Source organism: Dietzia lutea (genome assembly GCF_003096075.1).
GTDB lineage: Bacteria > Actinomycetota > Actinomycetes > Mycobacteriales > Mycobacteriaceae > Dietzia > Dietzia lutea.
The window spans coordinates 3,724,041-3,747,280 of sequence record NZ_CP015449.1; the positions used below are offsets into that span (position 1 = coordinate 3,724,041).

Sequence of the window (23,240 nt, forward strand, 5' to 3'; positions counted from 1 at the left end):
TGGCAAGGGTTAGCCTTTCGTGCATGACCGACTCCCCGCAGCCCGGCCAGCCCGGCCAGCCCGAGCAGCCGCAGGACCAGCAGCCCGCCGTCGACCCGCGGACCGGCGAGGACCTGTCGTGGAAGCAGACGCCCGTGGCGATCGTGCTGCTCGACCGGCCCGCCCCCGGATACGACGAGATCGGTGAACTGCTCGCCGAGATCTTCGAGGGCTCCTACGAGGTCGAGCGCGGCACCGAGGACGACCCCGCCACGGCGGTGTACATCGAGGACGCGACGGTCATCGTCTCCTCGATCGACGCCCCCGTGCCGGAGGCCGCCCAGTACACACGCGACCTGGCCGCGTGGAACGGCGGCGAGGCCGTGGTGGAGACGCACCGGTCCCAGGTCGTGGTGGCGGCGTTCCGGTGGGGACCGATCGGCGACGACGGCGAGCCCACCGATCCCGAATACCTGGATCCTCGCCTCGACACGCTCCGTTGCGAGTTGGCGGTCGCGAACGTCACGGCAGCACTGACCGCGCTACCCGGCGCGGTGGCGGTCACCGTGGGCGGCGCCGCGACGACCCTGCCGGCCGGCCCGTACCGCGATCTCGTGACGGGCAACCCGGTGCCGGCGCCGGCGCTCGTCGGGGTGCGGGCGGGAATGCAGTCCGAGTCCACGTCGTGCGTCTACACCACCGGAATGGGCAGGTTCGGCCGGATGGACCTCGAGCGCCTGGACGTGGATGCCGCGCCGGCGGCCGTGTACTCCGAGATGTGCAATCTGGTGGCGTATTCACTGGCGACCGGCACGGTGTTCGTGCCCGGCCAGACGATCGAGGTGGGCGGGCCGCAGCCGCTGGTCGCCAGCGCCGAGGTCTCCCCGTTCACCGGCCAGGAGATCCTGCGGCTCGCGCCCGGACCGCGGGGCTGAGGGTCAGGGCCGCTGGTGGTTCATCCGCTCCACCACCAGCCGCGTCGTGGCCGCCAGCTGGAATGGCCGGATGACCGGCTCGATCCGGCTGGCCAGCCGCTCTTTCTTGAGCCGGGCGATCACGCTGCGGACCAGCTCCGGCAGCGGATTGCCGAGATGGTCGACCAGCGGGTAGATCCGCACCTCCGGCGCGATCCGCGCCATCTCGACGATCGCGTCGACGTGGTCGGACAGATCCATCCGGTCGGCGTAGGTGAACAGCAGGTGCGAGCACAGCACGAGGTCGGCCGAGTCGCTGGCCAACGGCAGCGACGGCAGCGCACCGGCGATGTACCGCTCAGGTGAGGCCGCCAGGTCCGTGAGCATGCGGTCGGCTGCCGTGCGCCGGATCGCCTCGTGTCCCACGACGCCGCCGCGGACGTCCCAGTCGAAGTCCACCTCGCGCGCCTGCTTCTGCGCCACCGACCGGTCGACGTCCGCGAGGATCCGGCCGCGGAGGTCTTCCGCGCCCCGGGCGTACTGCGGGTCCACAGCGATGGCGTGCCCACCGGCCGCGCAGATCTCCGCCACCGCGCTGGCCGCGCCGCCCGGGCAGTCGACGATCCGGCCCTCCAGGTCTGCCCCGTTCAAACCGAACATGTCCGTGTACTCGGCCAACGATCGCGCGCTCACGAGGACATCGGTGTCCTCCAGCGCGTGGAACGTGGGGTCGGGCCTTACGGTCACCTGGAAACTCTCCTGAAGTGAGCCGGCGCGGATCTGATTTCCGCCGCCGTGGGGTCATGAGCATGGACCCGGGTTCCGGCGCGGACCGCCGCTGATACCGACCGCGGCCCGCTTCTCTCCGGTGGGCCCGCGCGTCGTCCGTGCTACGCCATGACGGCGTGGGCGACGCGGGACCTCTCCGGTACGCGTCGCCAGCACATCAGCACATCTTTTGGCACGGCCTCACCGTAACAGCGGCGTACGACAGTGGCCACCGAGAAGTTCACGGTGATCAGAATGTTCCGCGCCGTCGCTGGCCGGCGAGTGCACGTCACGTGGGATGGAGCGCCGGCACCGGTGAGGTGCACCACCGGCCAGACATGACACAAGATAGGATTTTGTCCAGTTCATGGTCCTCAGGGACCGCCCACCGTCTCGGTCCCCGGGGAGCACTTGTGAGATCACCGACCAGCCGCCGCAGCAGAACGCCCGGACTGTCCACCGTCGCGGGTGCACTCGCCCTGGGCGTCGCGATGGCGCTGGCCCCCGCAGTCTCGCCCGCCGCCCCGGAGGCCGCCGCGCAGGGATCGTCCACCGCGCCGGACCGCAGCGCGTTCTACACGCCGCCGGCCGACCTGCCCGCCGAGCCGGCAGCGATCATCCGCACCGAGCCCATGACCATCACGCCCAGCTTCCCCGACCTGGCGAACGGCGGTGCGCTGCCCGCCGACGCACAGCGGATGATGTACCGATCCACGGGCGCCGCGGGCGGTCCGATCGCCGTCACCGGCACGTACCTCCAGCCCAAGACCCCGTGGACCGGGCCGGGCCCGCGGCCGCTCGCCGTCGTCACGCCCGGTACGCAGGGCCAGGGCGACCAGTGCGCGCCGTCCAAGTCGATGGAGGTCGGGCTCGGCGTGCAGACCGCGCCGCCGTCGGCGGCCGCCGGCTACGCCGTGATCGACGCCCTGACGATGGTGCGGGAGGGCTTCGCCGTGGTCGTCACCGACTACGAGGGCCTCGGCACCCCCGGCCATCACCCGTACGTCAACCGCGACTCGCAGGGCCGCTCCGCGTTGGACGCCGCGCGCGCCGCACTGCGCCTCCCGGGCACCGACCTCGCCCCCGACTCGAAGACCGTGGTCAGCGGCTACTCCCAGGGCGGTGGCGCCGCCGCGGCCGCCGGTGAGATGCAGCCGACCTACGCGCCGGACGTCAACCTCGTGGGCATCGCCGCGGGCGCACCGCCGTCCGACATGATCGGCACGCTCGAGCGGATCGACGGCGGCCTGCTCACCGGCGCCGTGGGCTACGCGATCAACGGGATCCTGCGGGTCCACCCCGAGCTGCGGGCCGCCTTCGACCGTCAACTGAACGACGCGGGCAAGCGCATGCTCGAGGTGACGGCAGGGCAGTGCGTCGCCGAGACCGGCTTCGCCTACGGCCTGCACCGCACCACCGAGTTCACCCGAGACGGTCGCTCCCTCGCCGACGCGGCCCGGTCCGAGCCGGAGATCATGCGCGTCCTGGAGGGCTACAACCTGGGCGACGAGGCGCCGGCCGTCCCGTCTCTCGTCCTGATCGGGCGGAACGACGACGTGGTGCCGCACGACACCGCCGTCGACCTCGTCCGGAACTGGTGCGCTCAGGGGACCACGGTCGAACTGCGCACGGCCGAGGTGCCCGCCCTGGCCCCGGGGCTGGTGATCGACCACGCGATCCCGATGCTGTCCGAGCGCGCGACCAACGCCCGCTACCTCATGGACCGGGTGCACGACCGTCCCGCACCGAACTCCTGCGGGACCGTCTGACCGACGCACGCAAACGACGGAAGGGCCCGCCACGCGGCGGGCCCTTCACTCGTCTCCGGGCACGTCGCGACCGCGCGCCGCGGCGGTCTCAGGGCAGGTTGTGGTGGTACGCCTGCTGCTGCGTCAGCCGCGAGATCCGCCAGCCGGCGTCCGTCCGGACGAACTCGAGGACGTACCAGAGCCCATAGAAGAACACCTGTTGGTCCTTCTCCTCCACGGGCCGCAGCGCCATGGGGTTGAAGCACATGCACCGGCCCGTCGCCGCGTCCCCGTCCAGGCTCACCTCGAGGTTGGCCATGAGGTGCTGCGTGGCCGCGAAGACCGGCAGCATCTCGGCCAGCCACGCGCGGATCGCCGGATAGGCGTCGTCGGGCCCACCGGAGGCCTCGTAGCTCACCCGCGCGTCCGGCGTGAAGACCCGGTCCAGACCCTCGAAGTCGCGGGAGTCGATGCAGGTCGCGTACCTGGTCATGAGGTCCTGCAGATCCCAGCGGTCGGACAACTCGACCAGTGTTCGGCTCATGATCCCTACGCTAACGTGACCATATGCAGTACGAGGAGGAAAGGCGCGCCCGCGAGGCGATCGAGCAGCTGAAGTACCGCTACTGGCGGGCGTGCGACGCCAAGGACCCCGACGGCTTCCGCTCCTGCTTCGTGGCGACCGGCGGAGTACTCGACTTCGGCCCCCTCGGCCGGACCGACCCCGACACCATGGTCGGCATCTTCCGGCAGATCGCCCTGGCCACCGCGGCCGACGGCGGGCCCCGCATCCTCGACATGCACCACGGCTTCATGCCCTCCATCACCGTCGAGTCGGGCGGACCGAGCAGCCCGCCCAGCCGCGCCACCGGCACGTGGACCCTGCAGTTCCGTCAGATCGACCGGGACAAGGGCACCGAGACCCTCTCCACCGGCGAGTACTCGGACGTCTACGTGATCGAGGACGACCGCTGGGTGATGGCCGAGTGCCTGTTCGCGCCCGGCTGGTCCATCACCCGCACCCTCGACGAGGCCACCGTGACCTACCCGGAGGTCAGCGTCGTCCCGGGTGCGGCCACCGAGGGAGCCGACTCGTGAGCGCCCGCGTCGCGCTGGTCACCGGTGGCAGCCGCGGGGTCGGCCGCGGCGTGGCCACCGCGCTCGCCGACGCGGGGTGGGATGTCTACGTCACCGGACGCTCCGCCGAGCGACTGCAGGGCACCATCGACGCAGCCGACGGCGCCCCGGGCCGGATCCGTCCACTCGAGTGCGACCACTCCCGAGACGAGGAGATCCTCGCCGTCGTCGCCCGGATCGCCGACGAGACCGGCCGCCTGGACCTCCTGGTCAACAACGTGTGGACCAACCCCAAGGGCTTCATGGGGTTCAACGGCCGGTTCTGGGAGCGGCCCGCCACCGACTGGGACGCGCTCATGGGCGTCGGCCTGCGCGCGCACTACGTCGCGAGCTGCGAGGCCGCCAAGGTCATGGTGCCGCAGGGGTCGGGGCTGATGGTCAACATCTCGTCGTTCGGCTCGCGCGCGCCGTTCCACACCGTCCTCTACGGCATGAGCAAGACCGCCCTGGACAAGATGGCCTCCGACATGGCGCACGAGCTCGCCGGCACCGGCGTGTCCACCCTGTCCCTGTGGCTCGGTCTCATCCGCACCGAGCTGCTGCTGTCCACCGGCATGGAGGACTTCAACGGCTTCCCCCTGGCCCGCGCCGAGGACCCCACGTTCGTCGGCCGCGTCATCGCCGCCCTCGCCGACGACCCCGACCTCGCGGGTATGAGCGGCTCGACCGTCATCACGGCCGAGTACGGTCGCGAGAAAGGCATCCGGAACGACGACGGCGAGGTGCCGCTCTCGCACCGGGGTGCCTTCGGCGGGGGCCCGCTCTTCCCGCCCGTGACGGACGAGCAGCTGGGGATCGAGACAGTGGACGAGGTGGCCGCGGCGGGCGGACACAACGGATTCACCAAGGAGGGTTGAATGACATCCGCCGAGTTCGGGGAGATCAACGACCCGCTCGAACGACTGGAGCGGAACGAGCGTCAGGGCAACCAGGCGTTCCGGTTCGTATTGCTGTCCACACTCGCGGTCGTGGTGCTGGCCGTGGTGATCGTGCTGATCCGCGGCGGCATCGGGGACGAGTGCGTCGACCAGGGTGCGCTGTGCCTGACCTCCGACCGCGTCGAGGTGGTCATCATCCCGCTGCTGCTGTCGATCGTGCTGGCCATCACGTCCGCCGTGAAGACGTACCGGCGGTGGCAGGCGCGGATCCGCTGGCGGCCGTGGCTGTACGCGACCTACGCGATGTGGATGGTCACCACCGCGTACCTGCTGATCTCGTCCTCGGCGGTGTTCGTCCAGCGGGGCTGAGCCGCGCACGGCCCCGACGCCCCGGCACCCCGCCGGCGCCCCGCCGGCACCCCGAAATCCGCTACCCTCCCTCCGGATCTGCTACTCCCCTACGAGTAGCGGATCCCGATTCCGCGTAGCGGATTTCGGCGCGCTGACGCGGCCGCGGCCGCGTCGGGGTCAGCGTCAGGCTCAGGGCACGATGTTGACCATCTTGCCCGGCACCACGATCACCTTCTTGGGCGCGGCGCCGCCAAGGTTCTCCTGCACCTTGGCGTCGGCCAGGGCGGCGGCCTCGACGTCGACCGGCGAGGCGTCGGCGGGCACGGTGATGCGCGAGCGCACCTTGCCCTTGATCTGGACCGGGTACTCGACCGAGTCCTCGACCAGGTACGACTCGTCGAAGGTCGGGAACGGGCCGTGGGCCAGCGAGCCGGTGTGCCCGAGCCGGGTCCACAGCTCCTCGGCGAGGTGCGGCGCGACGGGCGCGACCATGAGGACCAGCGGCTCGACGACCGAGCGCGGGGCGCCCGGGCCCTCGGTGGGGTACGCCTTGGTCAGGGTGTTGACGTACTCGATGAGCTTGGCGATCGCGGTGTTGTCGCGCAGGCCGGCGTAGTCGTCGCGGACACCGGCGATGGTGCGGTGCAGCGCCTTGAGCACGTCCTCGCCGGGCTCGGCGTCGGTCACCCGGACCTCGCCGGTGGACTCGTCGATCACCACACGCCACAGCCGCTGCAGGAAGCGGTGGGCGCCCACGACGTCCTTGGTGGCCCAGGGGCGCGAGGTGTCGAGCGGGCCCATGGACATCTCGTACACGCGCAGCGTGTCGGCGCCGTAGGAGTCGCAGATCTCGTCCGGGGAGACGGAGTTCTTGAGCGACTTGCCCATCTTCCCGTACTCCTGGAACACCTCGATCTCGGCGGCGTCCGCGCCGGCGGAGGCGTCGGTCCAGTAGTACTTCCCGTCGCGCTCGGTCACCTCGGCCGCGGGGACGTAGACGCCCCGGGAGTCGGTGTAGGCGTAGGCCTGGATGTAGCCCTGGTTGTAGAGACGCCGGTAGGGCTCCTCGCTGGTGACGTGGCCGAGGTCGAACAGGACCTTGTGCCAGAAGCGCGAGTACAGCAGGTGGAGCACGGCGTGCTCGACGCCACCGACGTAGAGGTCGACGCCGCCCGGGTCGTCGGGGCCGTGGATGACGGGCCGGGGCCCGGTCCAGTAGCGCTCGTTCTCGATCGCGCACAGCTGCTCGGAGTTGGTGGGGTCGATGTAGCGCAGCTGGTACCAGCTGGAGCCGGCCCAGTTGGGCATGACGTTGGCGTCACGCGTGTAGGTCTGCAGACCGTCGCCGAGGTCGAGCTCGACGGTCATCCACTCGGTGGCCTTGGCCAGCGGTGGGGACGGCACCGAGTCGGCGTCGTCGGGGTCGAACGAGACGGGCTTGTAGTCCTCGACCTCGGGCAGCTCGACGGGCAGCATCTCCTCGGGCAGCGCGTGGGGCACGCCGTCGGAGTCGTACACCACCGGGAACGGCTCGCCCCAGTAGCGCTGGCGGGCGAACAGCCAGTCGCGCAGTTTGTACTGGACCGTCCCCTCGCCGGTGCCCTCCCCCTCGAGCCAGGCGATGGTGGCGGCCTTGGCCTCGTCCACGCCCAGGCCGTCGAGGGACAGACCCTCGTCGTTGGTGGAGTTCACCGCGACGCCGTCGCCGGCGTAGGCCTCGGCCTGCACGTCGAGCTCGCGCCCGTCGGCGGGGGCCACGACCTGCCGGATGGGCAGCCCGAACGCCACGGCGAACTCGTGGTCGCGCGCGTCGTGGCCGGGCACGGCCATGATGGCGCCGGTGCCGTACCCCATGAGGACGTAGTCGGCGACGAACACCGGGACCTGCTCGCCGTTGACCGGGTTGACGGCGTAGGCGCCGGTGAAGACGCCGGTCTTGTCCTTGTTCTCCTGGCGCTCGAGCTCGGACTTCATGGACGCGGCGCGCCGGTAGGCGAACACGGCCTCGGCGGGCGAGGAGTGGCCGCCGGTCCAGCGCGGGTCGAGGCCGCCGGGGGTCGCCTCGCCGGGGGCCGAGCCGGGCGCGCCGGCCGGGACCTCGGGCCAGAACGGCCCGGCGAGCTCGGCGACCAGCGGGTGCTCGGGCGACAGGACCATGTAGGTGGCGCCGAAGAGGGTGTCGGGACGGGTGGTGAACACCTCGATGGACTGGTCGGCCACGGCGAACCGGACGCGGGCGCCCTGCGAGCGGCCGATCCAGTTGCGCTGCATGGCCTTGACCTTGTCGGTCCAGTCGAGCCGGTCGAGGTCGTCCACGAGGCGGTCGGCGTAGGCGGTGATCCGCATCATCCACTGGCTGAGGTTCTTGCGGAAGACGGGGAAGTTGCCGCGCTCGGAGCGTCCCTCGGCGGTGACCTCCTCGTTGGCCAGGACGGTGCCCAGGCCGGGGCACCAGTTGACCGTGGAGTCGGAGAGGTAGACCAGGCGGTGGGCGTCGAGGACCTTCTCCTGCTCGGCGCGCGTCAGCTCGCCCCAGGTGCGGCCGGCGAGGTCGGCGGCGAGATCGGCGGGCAGCCCGGCGGCCAGCGGGCGGACGTCGGAGGCGAACTGCTCGACGAGCTCGGCGATGGGCCGGGCGCGGCCGGTGCGGGTGGGGTGGTCTCCGCCGTCAACTGTGCGGGCGGGGGCGTCGGGGTCGTACCAGGAGCCGTGGATCTGCAGGAAGATCCACTGGGTCCAGCGGTAGAACTCGGTGTCGGTCGTGGCGAAGACGCGGCGGCGGTCGTGCCCCAGCCCGAGCCGACCGAGCTGGCGCTCCATGTTGGCGATGTTGGTCTCGGTGGTCACGCGCGGGTGCTGTCCGGTCTGGACGGCGTACTGCTCGGCGGGCAGGCCGAACGCGTCGTAGCCGAGGGTGTGCAGCACGTTGGTGCCGAGCATCCGGTTGTAGCGGGCGAACACGTCGGTCGCGATGTAGCCCAGCGGGTGGCCGACGTGCAGCCCGGCGCCGGACGGGTAGGGGAACATGTCCTGGACGAAGAGCTTGTCCGCGGGCAGGTCACCGTCGGGCGCGGCCAGCGGGCCGACGGGGTTGGGCGCCTCGAACGTGCCGCGCTCGGACCATTCGCGCTGCCAGCGGGACTCGATCTCCCCGGCGAGCGCCGCGCCGTAGCGGTGGGCAGGCCCGGCCTCGGGCTGGGTCCCGCTCCCGGACGCCGCCGCGGTCTCGGGCTGCACGCCGGTGGCGCTCTGGTCGCTGCTGCTCACGTCGTCTGCTCTCCCCTGGTCTCGCCGGTGCCCACACGCAGGCCGTGTCCAGCCTAAACCCTGCCCGGGGTGGGGCCGCGTCAGCGTGGGGACCGCGCGGCCGGACGGGTGGTCACGTCCGGCCGCGCGGGGCCGTGGGCGCCGGGCCGCACCGCCACGGGGGTGGCGCGGGCCAGGCTGGCGCCGCTCGGGGCGGCGGGGGTCAGGCCGTGGCCGCGCGCCGACCGGCGAGCACGGCGTCGACGCTGTAGCGCCCGGGGCCGACCAGTCCGAAGACCGCGGCGGCGAGCCCGACCACCGCGACCAGCTCCCAGCCGTTCTCGGCGACGTAGACGCCGGAGCCGATGTGGACCGTGAAGAACGCGCCGATCATGACGACGACGACGAGGACGGCCACCACGGGCGTGAGCAGGCCCAGGATGAGCAGGATGCCTCCTACGAGCTCGATCGCACCCACGACGGCGGCGGCGGCAGCGCCACCCGGCACGCCGACCGAGTCGAAGAAGGCGCCGGTGCCGTCGATGCCGTTGATGGCGAACTTCTCCCAGCCGTGGGCGATGAGCACCACGCCCAGAAGGGCGCGGGTGAGGAGCAGGCCCGCGTCGCGGACAACGGCAGGGACGGGAAGCAGCCGGCTGTCGGCGGCCTCGGGACGGGTGACGGTCGTGGTCATGGGAACCCTCTCGGTAGGTGATACGGCACATATTTGTACCCACCCGCTACGTGTCGTGTCAACTACGCCGCTATAGTGGAGCTATGGCAGATCAGGCTCGGAACCACCAGGTGCGATGGCTGGACAGCGAGGAGAAGGCCCTGTGGCGGGACTACCTCGCCGTCCAGGGCCGCCTCCACCTGGAGATCCAGCGGGACCTCAAGGCGTCCTCCGACCTGACCGAGCCCGAGTTCGAGGTCCTCGTGTATCTCAGCGAGGCGGACGGCCCGCAGCGCATGACCGCCCTGGCCGACGTCCTGCTGTGGGAGCGCAGCCGGCTCTCGCACCAGGTGAGCCGCATGATCAAGCGCGGCCTCGTGCAGCGCACCGCCTGCCCGGATGACGGCCGGGGCGCGTTCGTCTCCGCCACCGACGAGGGAATGCGGGCGATCGAACAGGCCGCCCCGGACCACGTGGCCACGGTGCGTCGCGAGTTCCTCGACCGCCTCAGTGAGGACGACAAGCGGGAACTCGCCCGACTTCTCGCGAAGGTGCGGGGTGTCGACGGGGTCGAGACGAATCGGCGATCCGCCGGCGCGGGCGTACCCTCAGGGGCGTGAACGCAGTGCTCGTGGTGGTCATGGTGCTCCTCGGGGGGCTCGCGCTCGTGGTCGGCGGCACCGGGCTGGCGGGCCTCCTCGGCCGACTCCCCGGCAACGGCGTCCTCGGCGTACGCACGCCCGAGACCCGGCGCTCCCCCGAGGCGTGGGAGCTCGCCAACCGGGCCGCCGGACCCGCGTTTCTCGGCTCCGGTCTCGTGCTCCTGCTCGGTGCGCTCGCCCTGGGACTGATCGGCGGATGGGTGGGCGGCCTCGTCGTCGTCGTCGCCGTGGTCGGTTCCCTCGCCCTGCTCAGCGTCGCCGGCCTCGCCGGGGCACGCGCGGCGGCCATGTGGGACGCCACCCGCGGTGACGTGGGCGGATGCGGCTGCGGCCCCGACGGCTGCGGAGGCCACTCCGGCGCGGACGCCGCGGACACCGGCTGCGCGAGCGGCTCCTCCGGCGACTCCCCCGCCGGCACCTGCGCCCCCGCCGACGCGGGGTCCGGCGCCCCCGGCGACCCCGCCGCCGACTGCGGCGTCACCGGCGGATGCGGCTCGTGCGCCCTCCACGGCATGTGCGAGACGGAGAGCGCCACCCGCTGAGCGGACCGGTGGCCCGGCCCCCCGGTCGCCCCTACGGTGTGGGACACATCAGTCACCACCGTGGAAGGAGACCGACATGGCCGCCACAGACACGACCCGGGACGTCACCGAGATCCTCACCGCCGATCACCGCGAGATGATCGAGCTCCTCGACCAGATCGAGGCCACCACCGACCCCGCCGAGCGTCGCGCCCTCGCCGACGCCGTCACCGCCGAGGTCATGCGCCACTCCGTGGCCGAGGAGATGTTCGTCTACCCCGTCATGGAACGTGAGATCCCCGGAGGCAAGGACGAGGTCGAGCACGACAAGGAAGAGCACGACGAAATCGTCGTGGTGATGAAGAAGCTCGAGAACGTCGACGCGCAGGAGGCCGAGTTCATGGGCCTCGTCCGCGAACTCAAGGGCCTGCTCGACCACCACGCCGACGACGAGGAATCCGACCAGTTCCCCAAGCTGCGCGAGCACCTGTCGAAGGACACGCTGCTGGACATGGGCCGCAAGGTCGAGGCCGCCAAGCAGGTCGCCCCCACGCGGCCGCACCCCAGCGCCCCCCACTCCGAGCTGTTCCACAAGACGGTCGGCGCGGGCGTCGGGATGGTCGACCGGCTGCGTGACGCGCTGAGCGGGCGGATGAAGAACACCTGAGGCGAGGGGCGGCGCGGCTGTCACTGCCGCGGCGACGCGCGACGCCCGCGCGGTACGGCTGCGGCCGCGCGGCGCGATTTGGACGTGACCATGTTGGTCTGTAGGTCGTTTCGCCGACATGGTTACGTCCATTCCCTCCATGGCTACATCCGTATCCGCGGAGGCCCCTTTCCAGGGCGCCCGGGAGGGTGATCCGCGGGCTGCGACGCCCCCGGCGGGTCACCGCAGGGACGTCACCACGATCGCGACGAGCCCGCAGGCGGCGATCACGATCACGAGACCCACGAGGCCGATGTTGTGGCGGGTCTGCGTCTGCTCGACCTCGCCCGCGCGGACGAACCGGCCCACCCGCTGCTCGTGCCGACGCTGCACCCGCAGCAGGGCCAGCAGCGGGACCACCACGAGCACCGAGAACGCGGCCGCCCACGCCCACGACAGCTCCCCCACCAGCTTGGCCACGAGGATGATGTTCGCCGCCACCACGGCCCAGGTGCGAGCCCACGACAAGCTGGTTCGCTCGGACTGGAGTCCGGAATCGGGCGGGACCGCCTCGGGCTCCACACCGATGCGGCGCGGGCGCGGAGAGGTCATCCGAAGGTCCCGCTGAGGATCGCGACGGTGAGCACCACCGCGCCCGCCGCGATGCCCAGCACCAGCAGAATCGAGGCCTGCGGCATCGGCAAGGGCCGCTGGTGTCGCATGGCCGACTCGATACGGATCCAGCGCCGGAACGCGACGATCGCCAGCAGCCCGGCCAGCACGAGGAGGATGCACGCGAGCGGCGTGCGGATGATCTCCGGGATCTCGTCGCCCGCGAACGCCTCCAGCGCCACCGCACCGGCCGTCAGCCCGAGGCTCGTGCGGATCCACGCCAGGAAGGTGCGCTCGTTGGCGAGCGTGAAGCGCGGATCCGGTTCCTCGCCGTCCCGCAGCGCCCTGGGCCGCCACCCCTGCTCTGTCATCCGGCGTGCTCCGTCATGACCCGAGCCTATCGGGCGCCCGGGCGGCGGGAGTGATGCAATAGGGGGATGCGCCTTCTGCGTCGTCTCCGGATCGAGCCGTTCATCCTGGCGATCCTGGCCGCGGTGGTCGTCGCCGCGTTCCTGCCCGCCACCGGCGGCGCGGCCGACGCCCTCGACTGGGTGACGACTATCGGCATCGCTGCGCTGTTCTTCCTCTACGGCGCGCGACTCGAGCCCCGCGAGCTGCTGGTCGGCCTCACGCACTGGCGGCTGCACTCGGTGGTGCTCGTCGCGACGTTCGTCCTGTTCCCGCTGCTCGGGCTGCTCGGGCAGTGGCTCCTCACGCCCGTGCTCGGTCCGGCGCTCGCCGCGGGCTTCCTGTTCCTCACGCTGGTCCCGTCGACCGTGCAGTCCTCCATCACGTTCGTGGCGATCGCGCGCGGACACGTCAGCGCCGCGGTGGTGTCGGCGTCGGTGTCCAACCTCCTGGGCGTGTTCGTCACTCCCCTGCTGGTGTTCGCCCTCATGACCACGGACGGGTCGGTGGTCATCACGTGGGACTCGGTGGGGTCGATCGCGTTGCAGCTGCTCCTGCCGTTCGTGGTGGGCCAGTTGCTGCGGCGGTGGATTCTGCCCGTCATCCGTAGGATCCCGAGGATCGCGCTGTTCGACAAGACCGTCATCGTGCTGGTGGTCTACGCGGCGTTCTCCGAGGGGGTCGCCGACGGGATCTGGTCGACGATCGGCGCGGCCGAGCTCGCGTGGCTGCTCGTCGCGTGCTGCGTCCTGCTCGCGGTGGTGCTGGGCCTGACCGAGCTCGCCTCCCGCGCCCTGCGCTTCGAGGACCGCGACAAGCGCGTCGTGCAGTTCTGCGGCTCCAAGAAGTCGCTGGCCACCGGGCTACCGATGGCGGCCGTGCTGTTCGTCGGGCAGCCCATCGGCCTCATGGTGCTGCCGCTGATGCTGTTCCACCAGATCCAGCTGATCGTGTGCGCGTGGCTGGCCGGCCGCTATGGCCGAGCGGCCGATGCCGCGTCCGCCTGAGCCGCGCCGCCCGGTTCTGCCGGCCCGGGCGCGGCGACCTCCACCACCTTGTCGGGGTCACCGAGTCGCGGCCCGAGGAGGACCAGGACCGCGAATACGATCGCGGTGGTCACCGCGACGCCGGTCCACAGGACGTGGAGGCGGCGGCCGGCAAGATGCGCGATCACGGCACCCACCAGGGCACCGAGGGTGTTGAACAGCAGGTCGGAGACGTCCGAATGCCCCAGGGCGAACACGTACTGGAGGGTCTCGATCGCGGCGCTGGCCAGCGCTGCGATCCCGACGACGAGGCCGACCGCCCGCCTCCGGTGCGCGAGCAGGATGAACAGCAACGCCCCCACCGGGACGAGGAACGCCACGTTGCCGAGATAGTCGAACAGCGGCCCGAACCAGCTCGTCGAGTCCCGGTAGAGGGCGAACGGCGTCCATTCCATCGAGCGATTCCGCTGGGCCTCCGGCCGCCACAGCATGCCGATCACGAAGAACGCCTTGAACATCGTCAGCGACACCACCACCGCGCCGTAGGCGACCAGGGCCACCGCCGCCCAGGCCCGGAGTCGCGTGGTCGTCGGTTCCGTCACCGGCTCAGTCTGCAGGACGGTCCCGGTTCCGGGCCCTCGGAGCTATACTGTACGTTTGTACGCGTACATATGTACAGCTACGGAGGGGCACCGTGACCGCACCCGGTCGCACGCGCGACCCCGAACGGCGGATCCGCGAGATCGGTCGGGCGGCCGCCGATCTCATCGCCGAGGGCGGCGTGGAGGCGCTCACCCATCGCGCTGTGGCCGCCCGGGCCGGCGTGGCCGTGGGCACCACCACCCGCTACTTCGCGAGCATCGACGACCTGCGACGCCACGCCCTGGAGTTCCTCGCCGAGCGGGTCGACCGCGACCTCGCCGAACTGGCGGACGGGATCGCCTCCGCCGACGACCCCGTGGAGTACCTGGCCGTGTCCGCCCACGCTGACCTCTCGGACCACCGCACCGTGCTCGCCGAGTGCTCGCTCGAGTACGCCGGGCTGTTCGAGGAGGGCTTCCGCGATCTCGCCCTGCGCTGGTACTCCGGCCTGTCCGAGATCCTCACCCCGTACTTCGGGCGCGCCCGGTCGGAGGTGCTGGCCATGTGCCTCGACGGCGCCTACTTCAACACCGCCCTCACCGGCAGCCCGCCTGTCCCCGCCCGTCTCGAGGCCGCCATCCGGGCGCTCGCCACCATGCCCGACATCGCCGCCGAACCCGACGAGGATCTCTCCACATGAGCGGCACGACCGCCCCCACGCGCGACACTATGCACACCGACCCGCACATCGTGGGTTCCTACGATCCGTCTCGCCGCTGGCTGGGCCTGATCACACTGACTTTCTCGCTGCTCGCCATCACCACGGACATGACGATCCTCAACGTGGCCATTCCCGCGATGTCCGCGGACCTGCAGCCGAGCGCGTCGCAACAGCTGTGGATCATCGACGCGTACTCGCTGGTCATGGCGGGGCTGCTCATCTCCATGTCGTCGATCGCCGACCGCTGGGGCCGCAAGCGGATGCTCATGACCGGCTACGTGCTCATCGCACTCGCCTCGGTCCTGGTGCTGCTGGCGCACTCCCCCGGGTTCGTCATCGCGCTGCGCGTCCTGCTGGGCGTCGGCGCGGCCATGGTCATGCCGTCCACCCTGTCGCTGCTGCGGGTGACCTTCACCGACACCCGCGAACGCGCCACCGCGCTGGCCGTGTGGGCTGCCGTGGCCGGCATCGGCGCCGCGGTGGGCCCGCTGCTCGGCGGGTTCCTCCTGGAGACGTTCCACTGGCAGTCGGCGTTCCTGGTGAGCGTTCCGATGATGGTCATCGCCTTCGTCAGCGCCATCGTCACCGTCCCGGAATCCCGCGTTCCCGAACCCGGGCCGTGGGACCCGTTCGCCGCGGCCCTGACCCTGGTCGGGATGTCGACCATCATCTGGGCCATCAAGACGTTCAGCGAGCAGGCCTCCCTGATCTACCTGCCGGCGTGGATCGCCTTTGCCGTGGGCGCCGGGGCCCTGACGTGGTTCGTCCGACGCTGCCTGCACTCGGACTCCCCGCTGCTGGACGTGACGATGTTCCGCCACCGCATCTTCTCCGCCGGCGTCCTGGCGGCTCTGGTCGCGAGCTTCTCCATGTCCGCCGGGCTCTTGCTGCTGGCGCAGTGGCTGCAGCTGGTCAACGGTGCCAGCGCGTTCGAGTCCGGTCTCCAGCTCATGCCTCTCGCCCTGGCCGCCGCGGTCACCTCGCTGTTGGCGCCGGTGGCCTCGGAGCGGATCGGCATGCGGACCACGATCTTCCTCGCCCTGTTCGTCACCGGGGCGGGGATGTTCTACCTGGGGGTGCGGGGCGGGGGTCTGGACCTGACCTCGGTGTTCATCGCGCTCGGCCTGATCGGTGCGGGGATCGGCGCGCTGGCGCTGGCCTCCTCCATGATCATGGGCGGCGTCCCGCGATCAAAGGCCGGCAACGCCGCCGCCATGGAGGACACCTCCTACGAGTTCGGCGCCGTGCTGGGCATCGCCATCCTCGGCTCGCTCGCGTCCTTTCTCTACCGGCGGGAGCTGGGCACCCCGGCCGAAGCGCTGGTGCTGGGCGCAGAGGCCACCGAGGCCGCCCGGGACTCGCTCGGTGGGGCCGTGGCCGTGGCGGAGGCCGCGCGGTTGCCGGACCTGGCCGCGCGGGCCGGCGAGGCCTTCACCTCCGGGCTGGGCCTGGCGGGCCTGATCGGCGGGCTCATCCTGGTGGTGTTCGCGTTCGTGGTGTTCTTCCTGACCCCCAAGGGCACGATGCTCGCCGATCTGGAGCATTGACCTCTCAGCGGCGCTGGGCGTCGAGGAAGTCGACGATCCCTTCGGCCACCTCGCGCGGGCGCTCCTCGGGCGCGAAGTGCCCACACCGCTCGATGAGCCGGAGGTCGCTGCCCGGGATCGCAGCCTGCAGCCGGTGCGCCCACTCGGTGATCTGCCAGGTGTCGTCGGCGCCCCACAGTGGCTGCACCGGCACCTGACCCAGTCTGCCCAGTTGATCGCTGATCTCGAGTGTGTGCCGCGGGTCGTAGTGGGCGACCTGGTGCCGGAAGAAGCTGGGTTGGCCGATCGGCCCGCTGATGAAGTCGAGGTACACGTCGAGCGCGTCCGGGTCGAAGTTCGCGGGGTCACTGTGCGTGGACAGCAGCCAGTCGCGGAAGTGCTCGCGGTGCTCGGCGTCGGGCGTCCGCTCGAGCGCGTCGAGGCCCTCGGCCATCTGCTGGCGGGTCCGCTCGGAGGGATAGCTGTCGAAGCTCACCACGTCGATCAGGGTCAGCGACCGCAGCCGCTCGGTCGAGCGCACGCCGAACCGCTGGGCGATCCCGCCGCCGATGTCGTGGGCGACCAGGTGGAACGTGTCGAGTCCCCACTCGTCCAGCAGGCCGTCCAGCACGGCGACCTGCCCGGTGATCGAGGCGTCGACCTCCGGGTCCAGCGGCCGCTCGGACAGCCCGTAGCCCAGTAGGTCGAAGACGTGGGCGCGGTACCCGGCCTCGGAGAGACCGGGTACCACTCCCCGCCAGATGTACGACGACGAGGGCGTTCCGTGGATGAGGACGACGGGTTCGCCCTCGCCGTGTATGCCGAACCGGATCCGGTGGCCATCGATGACGGCGTCGCGGTCGGCGATGTGGTTCATCGGCATCCGGTCAGCCGAGGTCGGACACGATCCGCTTGGCGAGTTCCTCGGAGGACTGCGGGTTCTGGCCCGTGTAGACGTTGCGGTCCACCACGACGTGCGATCCCCAGGGCTCGGCGGCCTTGGAGTAGTCGGCGCCCAGCTCGACGAGCTTGTCCTCCAGCAGCCAGGGCGCGTTGGCGGCCAGGCCGACCTGCTCCTCCTCGTCGTTGGAGAACCCGGTCATCTTGTAGCCCGCGAACGGCGACGAGGACGCGTCGTCGGAGGCGGCGAGCACGGCGGCCGGCGCGTGGCACAGGAGCGCGACGTGCTTGCCTTCGCTCACGCGGTCCCGGAGGAGCGCGCCGGAGGTTTTGTCGACGGCGAGGTCCTCCAGCGGGCCGTGACCGCCGGGGTAGAACACCACGTCGAAGTCGTTGTGGTCGACGCTGGCCAGGTCGGTCGGCGCCTCGAGGACCTGAGCGAGGCGGTCGAGGGAGGCCCGGACGTGCTGCAGGGTCTCCGGGTCGCCGGCGCCCTCGTCGAGGCTCGCCTGGTCGACGGAGGGGGTGCGGCCGCCCGGGGTGGCCACGGTGACGGACCACCCGGCGTCGGTGAACACCTCGTAGGGGGCCACGAACTCCTCGGCCCAGAAGCCCGTCGGGTGCTGGGAACCGTCCTTGAGAGTCCAGTGGTCGGCTGCGGACAGGATCATCAATACGTTCGCCATGCCGCGACCCTACGGATCTCAAGCGGCCTCGCAACTGGTCTCACCAAGGCTTCTCGCGCGTGACCTCAACCATAAATATATATGTCTTCATCTGATTCACATGTGACGGAAGATGACATGTGCGATCCCGTTACCAGCGCTTTTCTGTCGTACCCGCAGTTGGCGACATATCAGCAGCTCAGACCGTCCCTCATGCGGACGGCTCCTTAGGAAGCAAAACGTTGAGGAGCGGTGTGGCAAGCCTTAGCGTTCACGCCGCATGAGCTGAGCGGCTCACGCAAATCGAGGGGTGATCCAGGCCTCTCCCGGTGCACTGAAGGAGTACTCGTTGGCCACAAAGCCCTCATTGCTCCGTCGCACCGCTCCACTCGTCGTCCTGACCGGCCTGGCATTGCTGGGGTTCTCGGCAGGGGCGGGAACCGCATGGATGACTGAAGCAACCGCCTCAGTATCCACGAACCACCGCGCAGATCCTTCCGTCGCACAAGCGGGGTTGATCTCGCCGACGACGGCCAACCCGACGTCCACAGCGCCCACATCGACCCCGGCGACGTCGACGGCACGGGTAGACGCCAAGCCGCCCGAATCCTCGACATCCGAGGAGCCCCCGACCCGGCCGGCGCCTGCACCCGCACCCGCACCCGCACCCGCGATCCGCGTGCCGGTGGCGCCCGCACAACCACCCGTGCGGCCGCGGTACACGCCGGCTCCCGCGCCGCAGCCTGTGCCACCACCTGCACCTGCACCGGTAGCGCCAACAGTGCCTGAGCCGCCTCCGATCAACATTCCACTACTACCCGTCAATCCTCAGCCACCCATTCAGCCGCGGCACGTCACCCTCGGCTGAATCTCGCCAGTCAAATTCGGAACACCAAGGAGAGAACACAATGATCCCCGCTGGAATCCTCGCCGCCATCGCCGCGATCGGGACCACGATCACGACCGCCCTCGTCGGTCTCGGACCCGCTGCCGCGTCCGTGGCCGGGCCGGCCATCGCCGCCGGCCCGCCCACGGTCGCCGGCGTTGCAGCGGCGGCGCTCGGCGGTGCCGGCAGCCTCGGCGCACTCGGCATCGGTGCCGGTGCCGCCGGGACCAACCCCCACGTGGCGGGAGGCCTGCAGAACGCCGGTGCCCAGATGTACAACGATGCGGTCGGGTCGGTCGCGGGTGCCGTCAACGGCCTGAATATCCCCGGCGTTCACATCCAGGTGAACTGATTCGCCCATCAGCACGCCAGCCCCGCTGCACGCCGACAGTGGTCGGCGCAGCGGGGTTTGGGTGCTTGAATGGCGCGGTGACCAGCGTGACCTATTTGCAGCAGACCGACGCGGAACAGCTACTGTCGGCCGATCGCGCAGATCTCACGATCTCCCGCGTCTTCCCCGCCGAGCCCGCCTTCAATGAGCGGATGTACTGCGAGATCGGCAGCGACTGGAACTGGACCGACCGCCTCGAGTGGACGCAGGGTCGCTGGTCCTCCTACTGTTCCGACCCGTGCGTCAGCACCGTTCGCGCGAGACTGGGCGACGAGGTCGTCGGTTACGCGGAACTGCGCATGAGTCCCTAGGACGGCGCGGCCGACGCGGCCACTGCGGGCGGGACCGGGTCCGCCGATGACGGAGTCGACGTGGAGATCGTCTACTTCGGCATCCTGCCCGCCTTCGCTGGCCGCGGCCTGGGCGGCTGGTTCCTCTCCGAGGTCTGCCGCATCGCCTGGAACGTCCCGGGCTGCCGCCGCGTGTGGCTGCACACGTGCGCCGACGACTCCCCCGCCGCTGTCCCCAACTACCTCGCCCGCGGGTTCGTCGAATACGGCCGAGCGGACACCGGCTGCGACGCCTGCACTGCGTGATCCGACGGGCGGGCCCGGTTCACGGCTCGGGAAGCCGACTCAGCGCCCGCCCACTCATCCGCGAGATCAACTTCTCTGCGACCGCCCCGAACGCCTGCAGCTCGTCGTCGTCGAATCCCTCAAACAACCACTCGGCGAGACCGACGCGCGCCGTCACCACCTCATCCACGATCCGGCGCGACTTCTCCGTCAGGCTCACCAACCGCACCCGCCGGTCATCCGGCGGCATCGTCCGCTCCACGTAACCACTCGCGACCAGGCCGTCCACCAGCGCCGTCACCTGGCGCGGGGAGCAGTCGAGGTACGTCGCCAGCTCCACCTGCTTGCACTCACCCTGCAAGCCCAGCACGAACAGCAGCTCCAGGCGCGGCACCGTCAGCCCGTAGTTCGCCGCCGCGCGCTCGATGTGCCCGGCCATCTGCTCGGAGAGCATCAACGCGCGATCGAGAATCTCCCTCGACGATAGTGCCACCTGTTTATAGTTACCACTATTCACGGTTTCATCCCCACCGGGGGCCGGTGGGCGACCAGTCTCAGGAGACACCATGGACGTGACCATCCCGGCGGGCTTCGACTTCACCGACCCGGACCTGTTCGAAAAGCGACTGCCACACGACGAGTGGCGCCAGCTCCGGCGGACGCAGCCCATCCACCGCGTGGACAAACGCCCCGGCTCCGACGGGTTCGACGACGACCACTACTGGCTCGTCACCCGGCACGCCGACGTCAAGGAGATCTCCCGCCTGACCGGCGAGATCTTCTCCGCGGGGGAGAACACGATGATCCCGCGGTTCGCCGAGGGCACGCCGCGCGAGATCATCGAGGCCCAGCGCGCGATGCTCGTCAACGAGGACGGCGAGATCCACAAGAAGCACCGCCGCATCATCTCCCGCGGCTTCACCCCCCGCGGCGTCGCCGGCATGCGTGACGAGCTCGCCGACCGCGCGCGGAAGATCGTCACCGCCGCCGCCGAGAACAACGCCGACGACTTCGTCACCGCCGTGGCCTCCGAGCTGCCGCTGCAGGCGATCGCCGAACTGCTGGGCGTCCCGCAGGAGGACCGGCACAAGATCTTCGAGTGGTCCAACATCATGACCAGCTACGACGCCGGCGTCGACCCGGACGCGCCCGCCATCGCCTCCATGGAGCTCATCGGCTACGCCAACGCCATGGCCGAGGACCGGGCGGCCAACCCGCGCGACGACATCGTCACCAAACTCGTCCAGGCCGACGTCGACGGCGAGCACCTCTCCGCCGACGAGTTCGGTTGGTTCGTGACCCTCCTCGCCGTCGCCGGCAACGAGACCACCCGTAACGCCACCACCCACGGCATGGTCGCGATGCTCGAGCACCCCGACCAGTGGGAGCTGTTCAAGCGCGAGCGGCCCGAGACTGCCTACGACGAGATCCTGCGCTGGGCGTCGCCGATCACCCAGTTCCAGCGCACCGCCATGGAGGACACCGAGATCGGCGGGGTGTCCATCGCCAAGGGCGACCGGGTGCTGATCTGCTACGGGTCGGCGAACTTCGACGAGGAGGTCTTCGACGACCCGTTCACGTTCAACATCCTCCGCGACCCGAACCCGCACGTGACCTTCGGCGGCCAGGGCCCGCACTACTGCCTGGGCGCGAACCTGGCGAAAATGCAGCTCGAGCTGATCTTCAACGCCGTCTCCGACCACCTGCCGGACCTCACCGCGCTCGGCGATCCCAAGCGCCTGCGCTCCGGGTGGCTCAACGGCCTCACCGAGTGGAGGGTCGACCTGGGCGTGTGCCCCGTGGCGAGCTGACCCGCCCGCGGGCGAGGCCTTGACCGCCGCGCCGGACCTTCGCCGCCCGCGTGCTCAGCCCAGCCACGCCTGTAGCAACATGTACGTCCCCGTGCCCAGCACGATGCTCGCGGCGGCGCGCCGGAACGCCAGGTGCACGCCCAAGGTGAGCGCGAGCGCGACGGTCGCCGGCACCCACGAGCCGAGCGCGGTGGTGGTGTCGCGCAGGGTGTAGACCACCAGGACCACCATCACGCCGGCCGGCATGGTGCGGCCGAGATAGCGGACGACGCCCGAGTCGCGAAGGCGGGTGAGCGCGACAAACGGGGCGGCCCGCAGCGCCACGGTGACCAGGAACATCACGCCCAGACCGGCGAGCAGGTAGGCGGTCCCGGGGACCGCGCTCACCCGACATCACTCCCGGGCCGGTTCGTCCGCCCGGGCCGCTCCGCCCGCCCGGTTCGCTGCAGCCACGCGTACCGCACCAACAGCACACCGACAAACCCGCACAGGCCCACGATGAGCATCTGGTCGGGGGCCACCACGGCGGCGATCAGCCCGCACACGAGGCCGATCACCGGCGCGGGCAGGTCGCCGGACGACCGCCACGCGTCCACGGCCAGGACGGCGAACAACGCGGTCAGCGCGAACTGCAACCCGTCCAGCCCCTCGGGCAGGGCGGTGCCGACGAGCGCACCGATCACGCCCGGGATCACCCACAGAGATTGGCAGGTGATCGCGATGGTCAGCGTCCGCGGACCGGTCATCTCCGCGCGCCGCTTGGTGGCGGTGATCGCGTAGACCTCGTCGGTGAGCGCGTACACGGCGTACAGGCGCCCGAGGCGTGAACGGATGGCCTCGAGCGGGAAGCTCAGGCCGTAGAACACGTGGCGGAAGTTCACCAGGAACGCCGCGGCGGCCAGCGAGTACAGGGGAGTGACGGCAGTGAGCAGGCCGATCGCCAGGAACTCCATCGACCCGGCGTAGATCACCAGAGAGAACACCGGTGCCCACCACCAGTCGAACCCCGCCTGAGTCATCAGCACCCCGAACGCCAGCCCGAGTGGCACCAGCCCCAACCCGACGGTCGAGCAGTCGGCCAGACCCTTGCGGATCTCTGCGCGGATCTCCGCGCTGGTGGAGGGGCTGGTCGACACGCCGGGCAGTCTATCCAGCCACGATTTCGCATCACCCCCGACAGAGGCCTTCCGCTGCCCGGCCGGCGGGTGCAGACTCGACGCATGGACGCACATCAGACGGGCGCCGTGCCCGCGCCGACGGTGTGGCACTGCTTCCGATGCTCCGACGCCCGGACGGTGATCGACTGGCTGGTCGCGACCCTGGGGTTCGTGGAGACGGCGTGCTACGCCGAGGACGGCGTGGTGACCCACGCGGAGCTCCTGTGGCCCGAGGGCGGAGGCGTGATGCTGGGCGAGGGCGGGCGCGGGGCGGACGACCCGCACGCCTCGCCACCCGGCGCCGGTCTGGCCTACGTCGTGACCGCCGACTCGGAGCAGGTATACCGCAGGGCCGTGGACGCCGGGGCCGAGGTGGTGCTGGCGTTGCAGGACACCGACTACGGGGATCGCACCTTCTCCGTGCGGGACCCGGAGGGCAACGTGTGGTCGGTGGGGCAGTACCGGGGCGCGCCCCTGCCCTGACGATCGCGCGGTGC

Annotated in this window: 28 protein-coding genes; 16 read left to right on the plus strand and 12 right to left on the minus strand. The window is 70.7% G+C overall.

All coding sequences use genetic code 11. The features are described from left to right. Nucleotides 1-23: 23 nt before the first annotated feature. Nucleotides 24-914 carry a DUF4261 domain-containing protein gene (locus A6035_RS17140; RefSeq protein WP_108848927.1) on the plus strand — a complete coding sequence of 297 codons (891 nt, stop codon included), beginning with the start codon at nt 24-26 and terminating at the stop codon, nt 912-914. A 3-nt stretch (nt 915-917) separates the two neighbouring features. Here A6035_RS17140 and A6035_RS17145 read toward each other — a convergent pair whose 3' ends face one another. Continuing rightward, on the minus strand, nt 918-1,640 hold the full coding sequence (locus A6035_RS17145; RefSeq protein ID WP_108848928.1) for a hypothetical protein: 723 nt from the start codon (nt 1,638-1,640) through the stop codon (nt 918-920). Between the two features lie 434 nt (nt 1,641-2,074). On the opposite strand from A6035_RS17145, the gene A6035_RS17150 reads away from it, so the two are divergent. Next, a complete protein-coding gene (locus tag A6035_RS17150) occupies nt 2,075-3,430 on the plus strand; it encodes a lipase family protein (protein ID WP_244192476.1) in 1,356 nt (451 codons plus the stop codon). Between the two features lie 88 nt (nt 3,431-3,518). Here the strand turns inward: A6035_RS17150 and A6035_RS17155 are convergent, their stop codons facing one another. Then, nucleotides 3,519-3,953 (minus strand): nuclear transport factor 2 family protein, encoded by a 435-nt coding sequence (locus A6035_RS17155; RefSeq protein ID WP_108848930.1) that lies wholly within the window; start codon nt 3,951-3,953, stop codon nt 3,519-3,521. 23 nt (nt 3,954-3,976) lie between these two features. On the opposite strand from A6035_RS17155, the gene A6035_RS17160 reads away from it, so the two are divergent. Genes A6035_RS17160 through A6035_RS17170 form a run of 3 tightly spaced genes read left to right on the plus strand, consistent with a single transcriptional unit; the run spans nt 3,977 to nt 5,793 of the window. After that, nucleotides 3,977-4,507 (plus strand): nuclear transport factor 2 family protein, encoded by a 531-nt coding sequence (locus A6035_RS17160; RefSeq protein WP_108848931.1) that lies wholly within the window; start codon nt 3,977-3,979, stop codon nt 4,505-4,507. Beyond that, nucleotides 4,504-5,403 carry an SDR family NAD(P)-dependent oxidoreductase gene (locus tag A6035_RS17165; RefSeq protein WP_108848932.1) on the plus strand — a complete coding sequence of 300 codons (900 nt, stop codon included), beginning with the start codon at nt 4,504-4,506 and terminating at the stop codon, nt 5,401-5,403. The genes A6035_RS17160 and A6035_RS17165 overlap by 4 nt, the downstream gene beginning before the upstream one ends. After that, nucleotides 5,404-5,793: a hypothetical protein gene (locus A6035_RS17170; protein WP_108848933.1), complete on the plus strand. Its 390-nt coding sequence runs from the start codon at nt 5,404-5,406 to the stop codon at nt 5,791-5,793. Nucleotides 5,794-5,964: 171 nt separating this feature from the next. Here A6035_RS17170 and A6035_RS17175 read toward each other — a convergent pair whose 3' ends face one another. Continuing rightward, the gene (locus A6035_RS17175) at nt 5,965-9,012 is read right to left on the minus strand and encodes a leucine--tRNA ligase (protein ID WP_108849368.1); all 3,048 of its coding nucleotides are present in this window, start codon (nt 9,010-9,012) and stop codon (nt 5,965-5,967) included. Nucleotides 9,013-9,244: 232 nt separating this feature from the next. Beyond that, a complete protein-coding gene (locus A6035_RS17180; protein WP_108848934.1) occupies nt 9,245-9,715 on the minus strand; it encodes a DoxX family protein in 471 nt (156 codons plus the stop codon). 83 nt (nt 9,716-9,798) lie between these two features. Between A6035_RS17180 and A6035_RS17185 the strand changes: the two genes are divergently transcribed. From A6035_RS17185 to A6035_RS17195, 3 genes are all read left to right on the plus strand, one after another. Further along, complete coding sequence (locus tag A6035_RS17185) at nt 9,799-10,314, plus strand: MarR family winged helix-turn-helix transcriptional regulator (protein WP_108848935.1); 516 nt, start codon at nt 9,799-9,801, stop codon at nt 10,312-10,314. Further along, nucleotides 10,311-10,898: an SdpI family protein gene (locus A6035_RS17190; RefSeq protein WP_108848936.1), complete on the plus strand. Its 588-nt coding sequence runs from the start codon at nt 10,311-10,313 to the stop codon at nt 10,896-10,898. Before A6035_RS17185 ends, A6035_RS17190 begins: the two co-directional genes overlap by 4 nt. Before the next feature lie 76 nt (nt 10,899-10,974). Then, entirely contained in the window at nt 10,975-11,544 is a 570-nt protein-coding gene (locus A6035_RS17195) for a hemerythrin domain-containing protein (protein WP_108848937.1), read from the plus strand. 219 nt (nt 11,545-11,763) lie between these two features. Here A6035_RS17195 and A6035_RS17200 read toward each other — a convergent pair whose 3' ends face one another. After that, nucleotides 11,764-12,135 carry a DUF202 domain-containing protein gene (locus A6035_RS17200; protein WP_108848938.1) on the minus strand — a complete coding sequence of 124 codons (372 nt, stop codon included), beginning with the start codon at nt 12,133-12,135 and terminating at the stop codon, nt 11,764-11,766. Continuing rightward, the gene (locus A6035_RS17205) at nt 12,132-12,506 is read right to left on the minus strand and encodes a YidH family protein (protein ID WP_108848939.1); all 375 of its coding nucleotides are present in this window, start codon (nt 12,504-12,506) and stop codon (nt 12,132-12,134) included. Before A6035_RS17205 ends, A6035_RS17200 begins: the two co-directional genes overlap by 4 nt. Nucleotides 12,507-12,572: 66 nt before the next feature. Here A6035_RS17205 and A6035_RS17210 point away from each other — a divergent pair, with 66 nt between their 5' ends. Next, entirely contained in the window at nt 12,573-13,550 is a 978-nt protein-coding gene (locus tag A6035_RS17210) for a bile acid:sodium symporter family protein (RefSeq protein ID WP_108848940.1), read from the plus strand. Here the strand turns inward: A6035_RS17210 and A6035_RS17215 are convergent. Beyond that, on the minus strand, nt 13,517-14,131 hold the full coding sequence (locus A6035_RS17215; protein WP_108848941.1) for a VanZ family protein: 615 nt from the start codon (nt 14,129-14,131) through the stop codon (nt 13,517-13,519). The genes A6035_RS17210 and A6035_RS17215 overlap by 34 nt on opposite strands. A gap of 92 nt (nt 14,132-14,223) precedes the next feature. Between A6035_RS17215 and A6035_RS17220 the strand changes: the two genes are divergently transcribed. Beyond that, complete coding sequence (locus tag A6035_RS17220; RefSeq protein ID WP_200836422.1) at nt 14,224-14,811, plus strand: TetR/AcrR family transcriptional regulator; 588 nt, start codon at nt 14,224-14,226, stop codon at nt 14,809-14,811. After that, nucleotides 14,808-16,379 (plus strand): MFS transporter, encoded by a 1,572-nt coding sequence (locus tag A6035_RS17225; protein WP_235026774.1) that lies wholly within the window; start codon nt 14,808-14,810, stop codon nt 16,377-16,379. Before A6035_RS17220 ends, A6035_RS17225 begins: the two co-directional genes overlap by 4 nt. Nucleotides 16,380-16,383: 4 nt before the next feature. On the opposite strand, the gene A6035_RS17230 is transcribed toward A6035_RS17225, so the two are convergent. Further along, the gene (locus A6035_RS17230; RefSeq protein ID WP_244192477.1) at nt 16,384-17,241 is read right to left on the minus strand and encodes an alpha/beta fold hydrolase; all 858 of its coding nucleotides are present in this window, start codon (nt 17,239-17,241) and stop codon (nt 16,384-16,386) included. A 4-nt stretch (nt 17,242-17,245) separates the two neighbouring features. Further along, nucleotides 17,246-17,944: a type 1 glutamine amidotransferase domain-containing protein gene (locus A6035_RS17235; protein WP_108848943.1), complete on the minus strand. Its 699-nt coding sequence runs from the start codon at nt 17,942-17,944 to the stop codon at nt 17,246-17,248. Nucleotides 17,945-18,831: 887 nt separating this feature from the next. Here A6035_RS17235 and A6035_RS17245 point away from each other — a divergent pair. The 3 genes from A6035_RS17245 to A6035_RS18920 all read left to right on the plus strand — a co-directional run bounded on the left by A6035_RS17245 (nt 18,832) and on the right by A6035_RS18920 (nt 19,796). Then, complete coding sequence (locus A6035_RS17245; protein WP_108848945.1) at nt 18,832-19,161, plus strand: hypothetical protein; 330 nt, start codon at nt 18,832-18,834, stop codon at nt 19,159-19,161. A 77-nt stretch (nt 19,162-19,238) separates the two neighbouring features. Further along, a complete protein-coding gene (locus tag A6035_RS18915) occupies nt 19,239-19,511 on the plus strand; it encodes a hypothetical protein (protein ID WP_235026752.1) in 273 nt (90 codons plus the stop codon). Nucleotides 19,512-19,571: 60 nt separating this feature from the next. Continuing rightward, complete coding sequence (locus A6035_RS18920) at nt 19,572-19,796, plus strand: GNAT family N-acetyltransferase (protein ID WP_235026751.1); 225 nt, start codon at nt 19,572-19,574, stop codon at nt 19,794-19,796. Nucleotides 19,797-19,815: 19 nt separating this feature from the next. Here the strand turns inward: A6035_RS18920 and A6035_RS17255 are convergent, their stop codons facing one another. Continuing rightward, the gene (locus A6035_RS17255; protein ID WP_235026750.1) at nt 19,816-20,268 is read right to left on the minus strand and encodes a MarR family winged helix-turn-helix transcriptional regulator; all 453 of its coding nucleotides are present in this window, start codon (nt 20,266-20,268) and stop codon (nt 19,816-19,818) included. 73 nt (nt 20,269-20,341) lie between these two features. Between A6035_RS17255 and A6035_RS17260 the strand changes: the two genes are divergently transcribed. Then, entirely contained in the window at nt 20,342-21,586 is a 1,245-nt protein-coding gene (locus A6035_RS17260) for a cytochrome P450 (protein ID WP_108848946.1), read from the plus strand. 54 nt (nt 21,587-21,640) lie between these two features. Here A6035_RS17260 and A6035_RS17265 read toward each other — a convergent pair whose 3' ends face one another. Together A6035_RS17265 and A6035_RS17270 are read right to left on the minus strand one after the other, a co-directional pair. After that, a complete protein-coding gene (locus tag A6035_RS17265; RefSeq protein ID WP_108849372.1) occupies nt 21,641-21,925 on the minus strand; it encodes a branched-chain amino acid transporter permease in 285 nt (94 codons plus the stop codon). 44 nt (nt 21,926-21,969) lie between these two features. Further along, complete coding sequence (locus tag A6035_RS17270) at nt 21,970-22,722, minus strand: AzlC family ABC transporter permease (RefSeq protein WP_108848947.1); 753 nt, start codon at nt 22,720-22,722, stop codon at nt 21,970-21,972. 84 nt (nt 22,723-22,806) lie between these two features. Between A6035_RS17270 and A6035_RS17275 the strand changes: the two genes are divergently transcribed. After that, nucleotides 22,807-23,226, plus strand: coding sequence for a VOC family protein (locus A6035_RS17275; RefSeq protein WP_108848948.1), 420 nt, complete (start codon nt 22,807-22,809; stop codon nt 23,224-23,226). The last annotated feature ends 14 nt before the right edge of the window (nt 23,227-23,240 follow it).

Excerpts from the sequence above, each read along its gene's own strand:
- A6035_RS17140 (WP_108848927.1), top strand. The coding sequence starts at position 24 with ATGACCGACTCCCCGCAGCCCGGCCAGCCCGGCCAGCCCGAGCAGCCG.
- A6035_RS17155 (WP_108848930.1), bottom strand. The coding sequence starts at position 3,953 with ATGAGCCGAACACTGGTCGAGTTGTCCGACCGCTGGGATCTGCAGGAC.
- A6035_RS17160 (WP_108848931.1), top strand. The coding sequence starts at position 3,977 with ATGCAGTACGAGGAGGAAAGGCGCGCCCGCGAGGCGATCGAGCAGCTG.
- A6035_RS17170 (WP_108848933.1), top strand. The coding sequence starts at position 5,404 with ATGACATCCGCCGAGTTCGGGGAGATCAACGACCCGCTCGAACGACTG.
- A6035_RS17180 (WP_108848934.1), bottom strand. The coding sequence starts at position 9,715 with ATGACCACGACCGTCACCCGTCCCGAGGCCGCCGACAGCCGGCTGCTT.
- A6035_RS17185 (WP_108848935.1), top strand. The coding sequence starts at position 9,799 with ATGGCAGATCAGGCTCGGAACCACCAGGTGCGATGGCTGGACAGCGAG.
- A6035_RS17195 (WP_108848937.1), top strand. The coding sequence starts at position 10,975 with ATGGCCGCCACAGACACGACCCGGGACGTCACCGAGATCCTCACCGCC.
- A6035_RS17200 (WP_108848938.1), bottom strand. The coding sequence starts at position 12,135 with ATGACCTCTCCGCGCCCGCGCCGCATCGGTGTGGAGCCCGAGGCGGTC.
- A6035_RS17205 (WP_108848939.1), bottom strand. The coding sequence starts at position 12,506 with ATGACAGAGCAGGGGTGGCGGCCCAGGGCGCTGCGGGACGGCGAGGAA.
- A6035_RS17210 (WP_108848940.1), top strand. The coding sequence starts at position 12,573 with ATGCGCCTTCTGCGTCGTCTCCGGATCGAGCCGTTCATCCTGGCGATC.
- A6035_RS17225 (WP_235026774.1), top strand. The coding sequence starts at position 14,808 with ATGAGCGGCACGACCGCCCCCACGCGCGACACTATGCACACCGACCCG.
- A6035_RS17230 (WP_244192477.1), bottom strand. The coding sequence starts at position 17,241 with ATGCCGATGAACCACATCGCCGACCGCGACGCCGTCATCGATGGCCAC.
- A6035_RS17235 (WP_108848943.1), bottom strand. The coding sequence starts at position 17,944 with ATGGCGAACGTATTGATGATCCTGTCCGCAGCCGACCACTGGACTCTC.
- A6035_RS17245 (WP_108848945.1), top strand. The coding sequence starts at position 18,832 with ATGATCCCCGCTGGAATCCTCGCCGCCATCGCCGCGATCGGGACCACG.
- A6035_RS17260 (WP_108848946.1), top strand. The coding sequence starts at position 20,342 with ATGGACGTGACCATCCCGGCGGGCTTCGACTTCACCGACCCGGACCTG.
- A6035_RS17265 (WP_108849372.1), bottom strand. The coding sequence starts at position 21,925 with ATGTTCCTGGTCACCGTGGCGCTGCGGGCCGCCCCGTTTGTCGCGCTC.
- A6035_RS17275 (WP_108848948.1), top strand. The coding sequence starts at position 22,807 with ATGGACGCACATCAGACGGGCGCCGTGCCCGCGCCGACGGTGTGGCAC.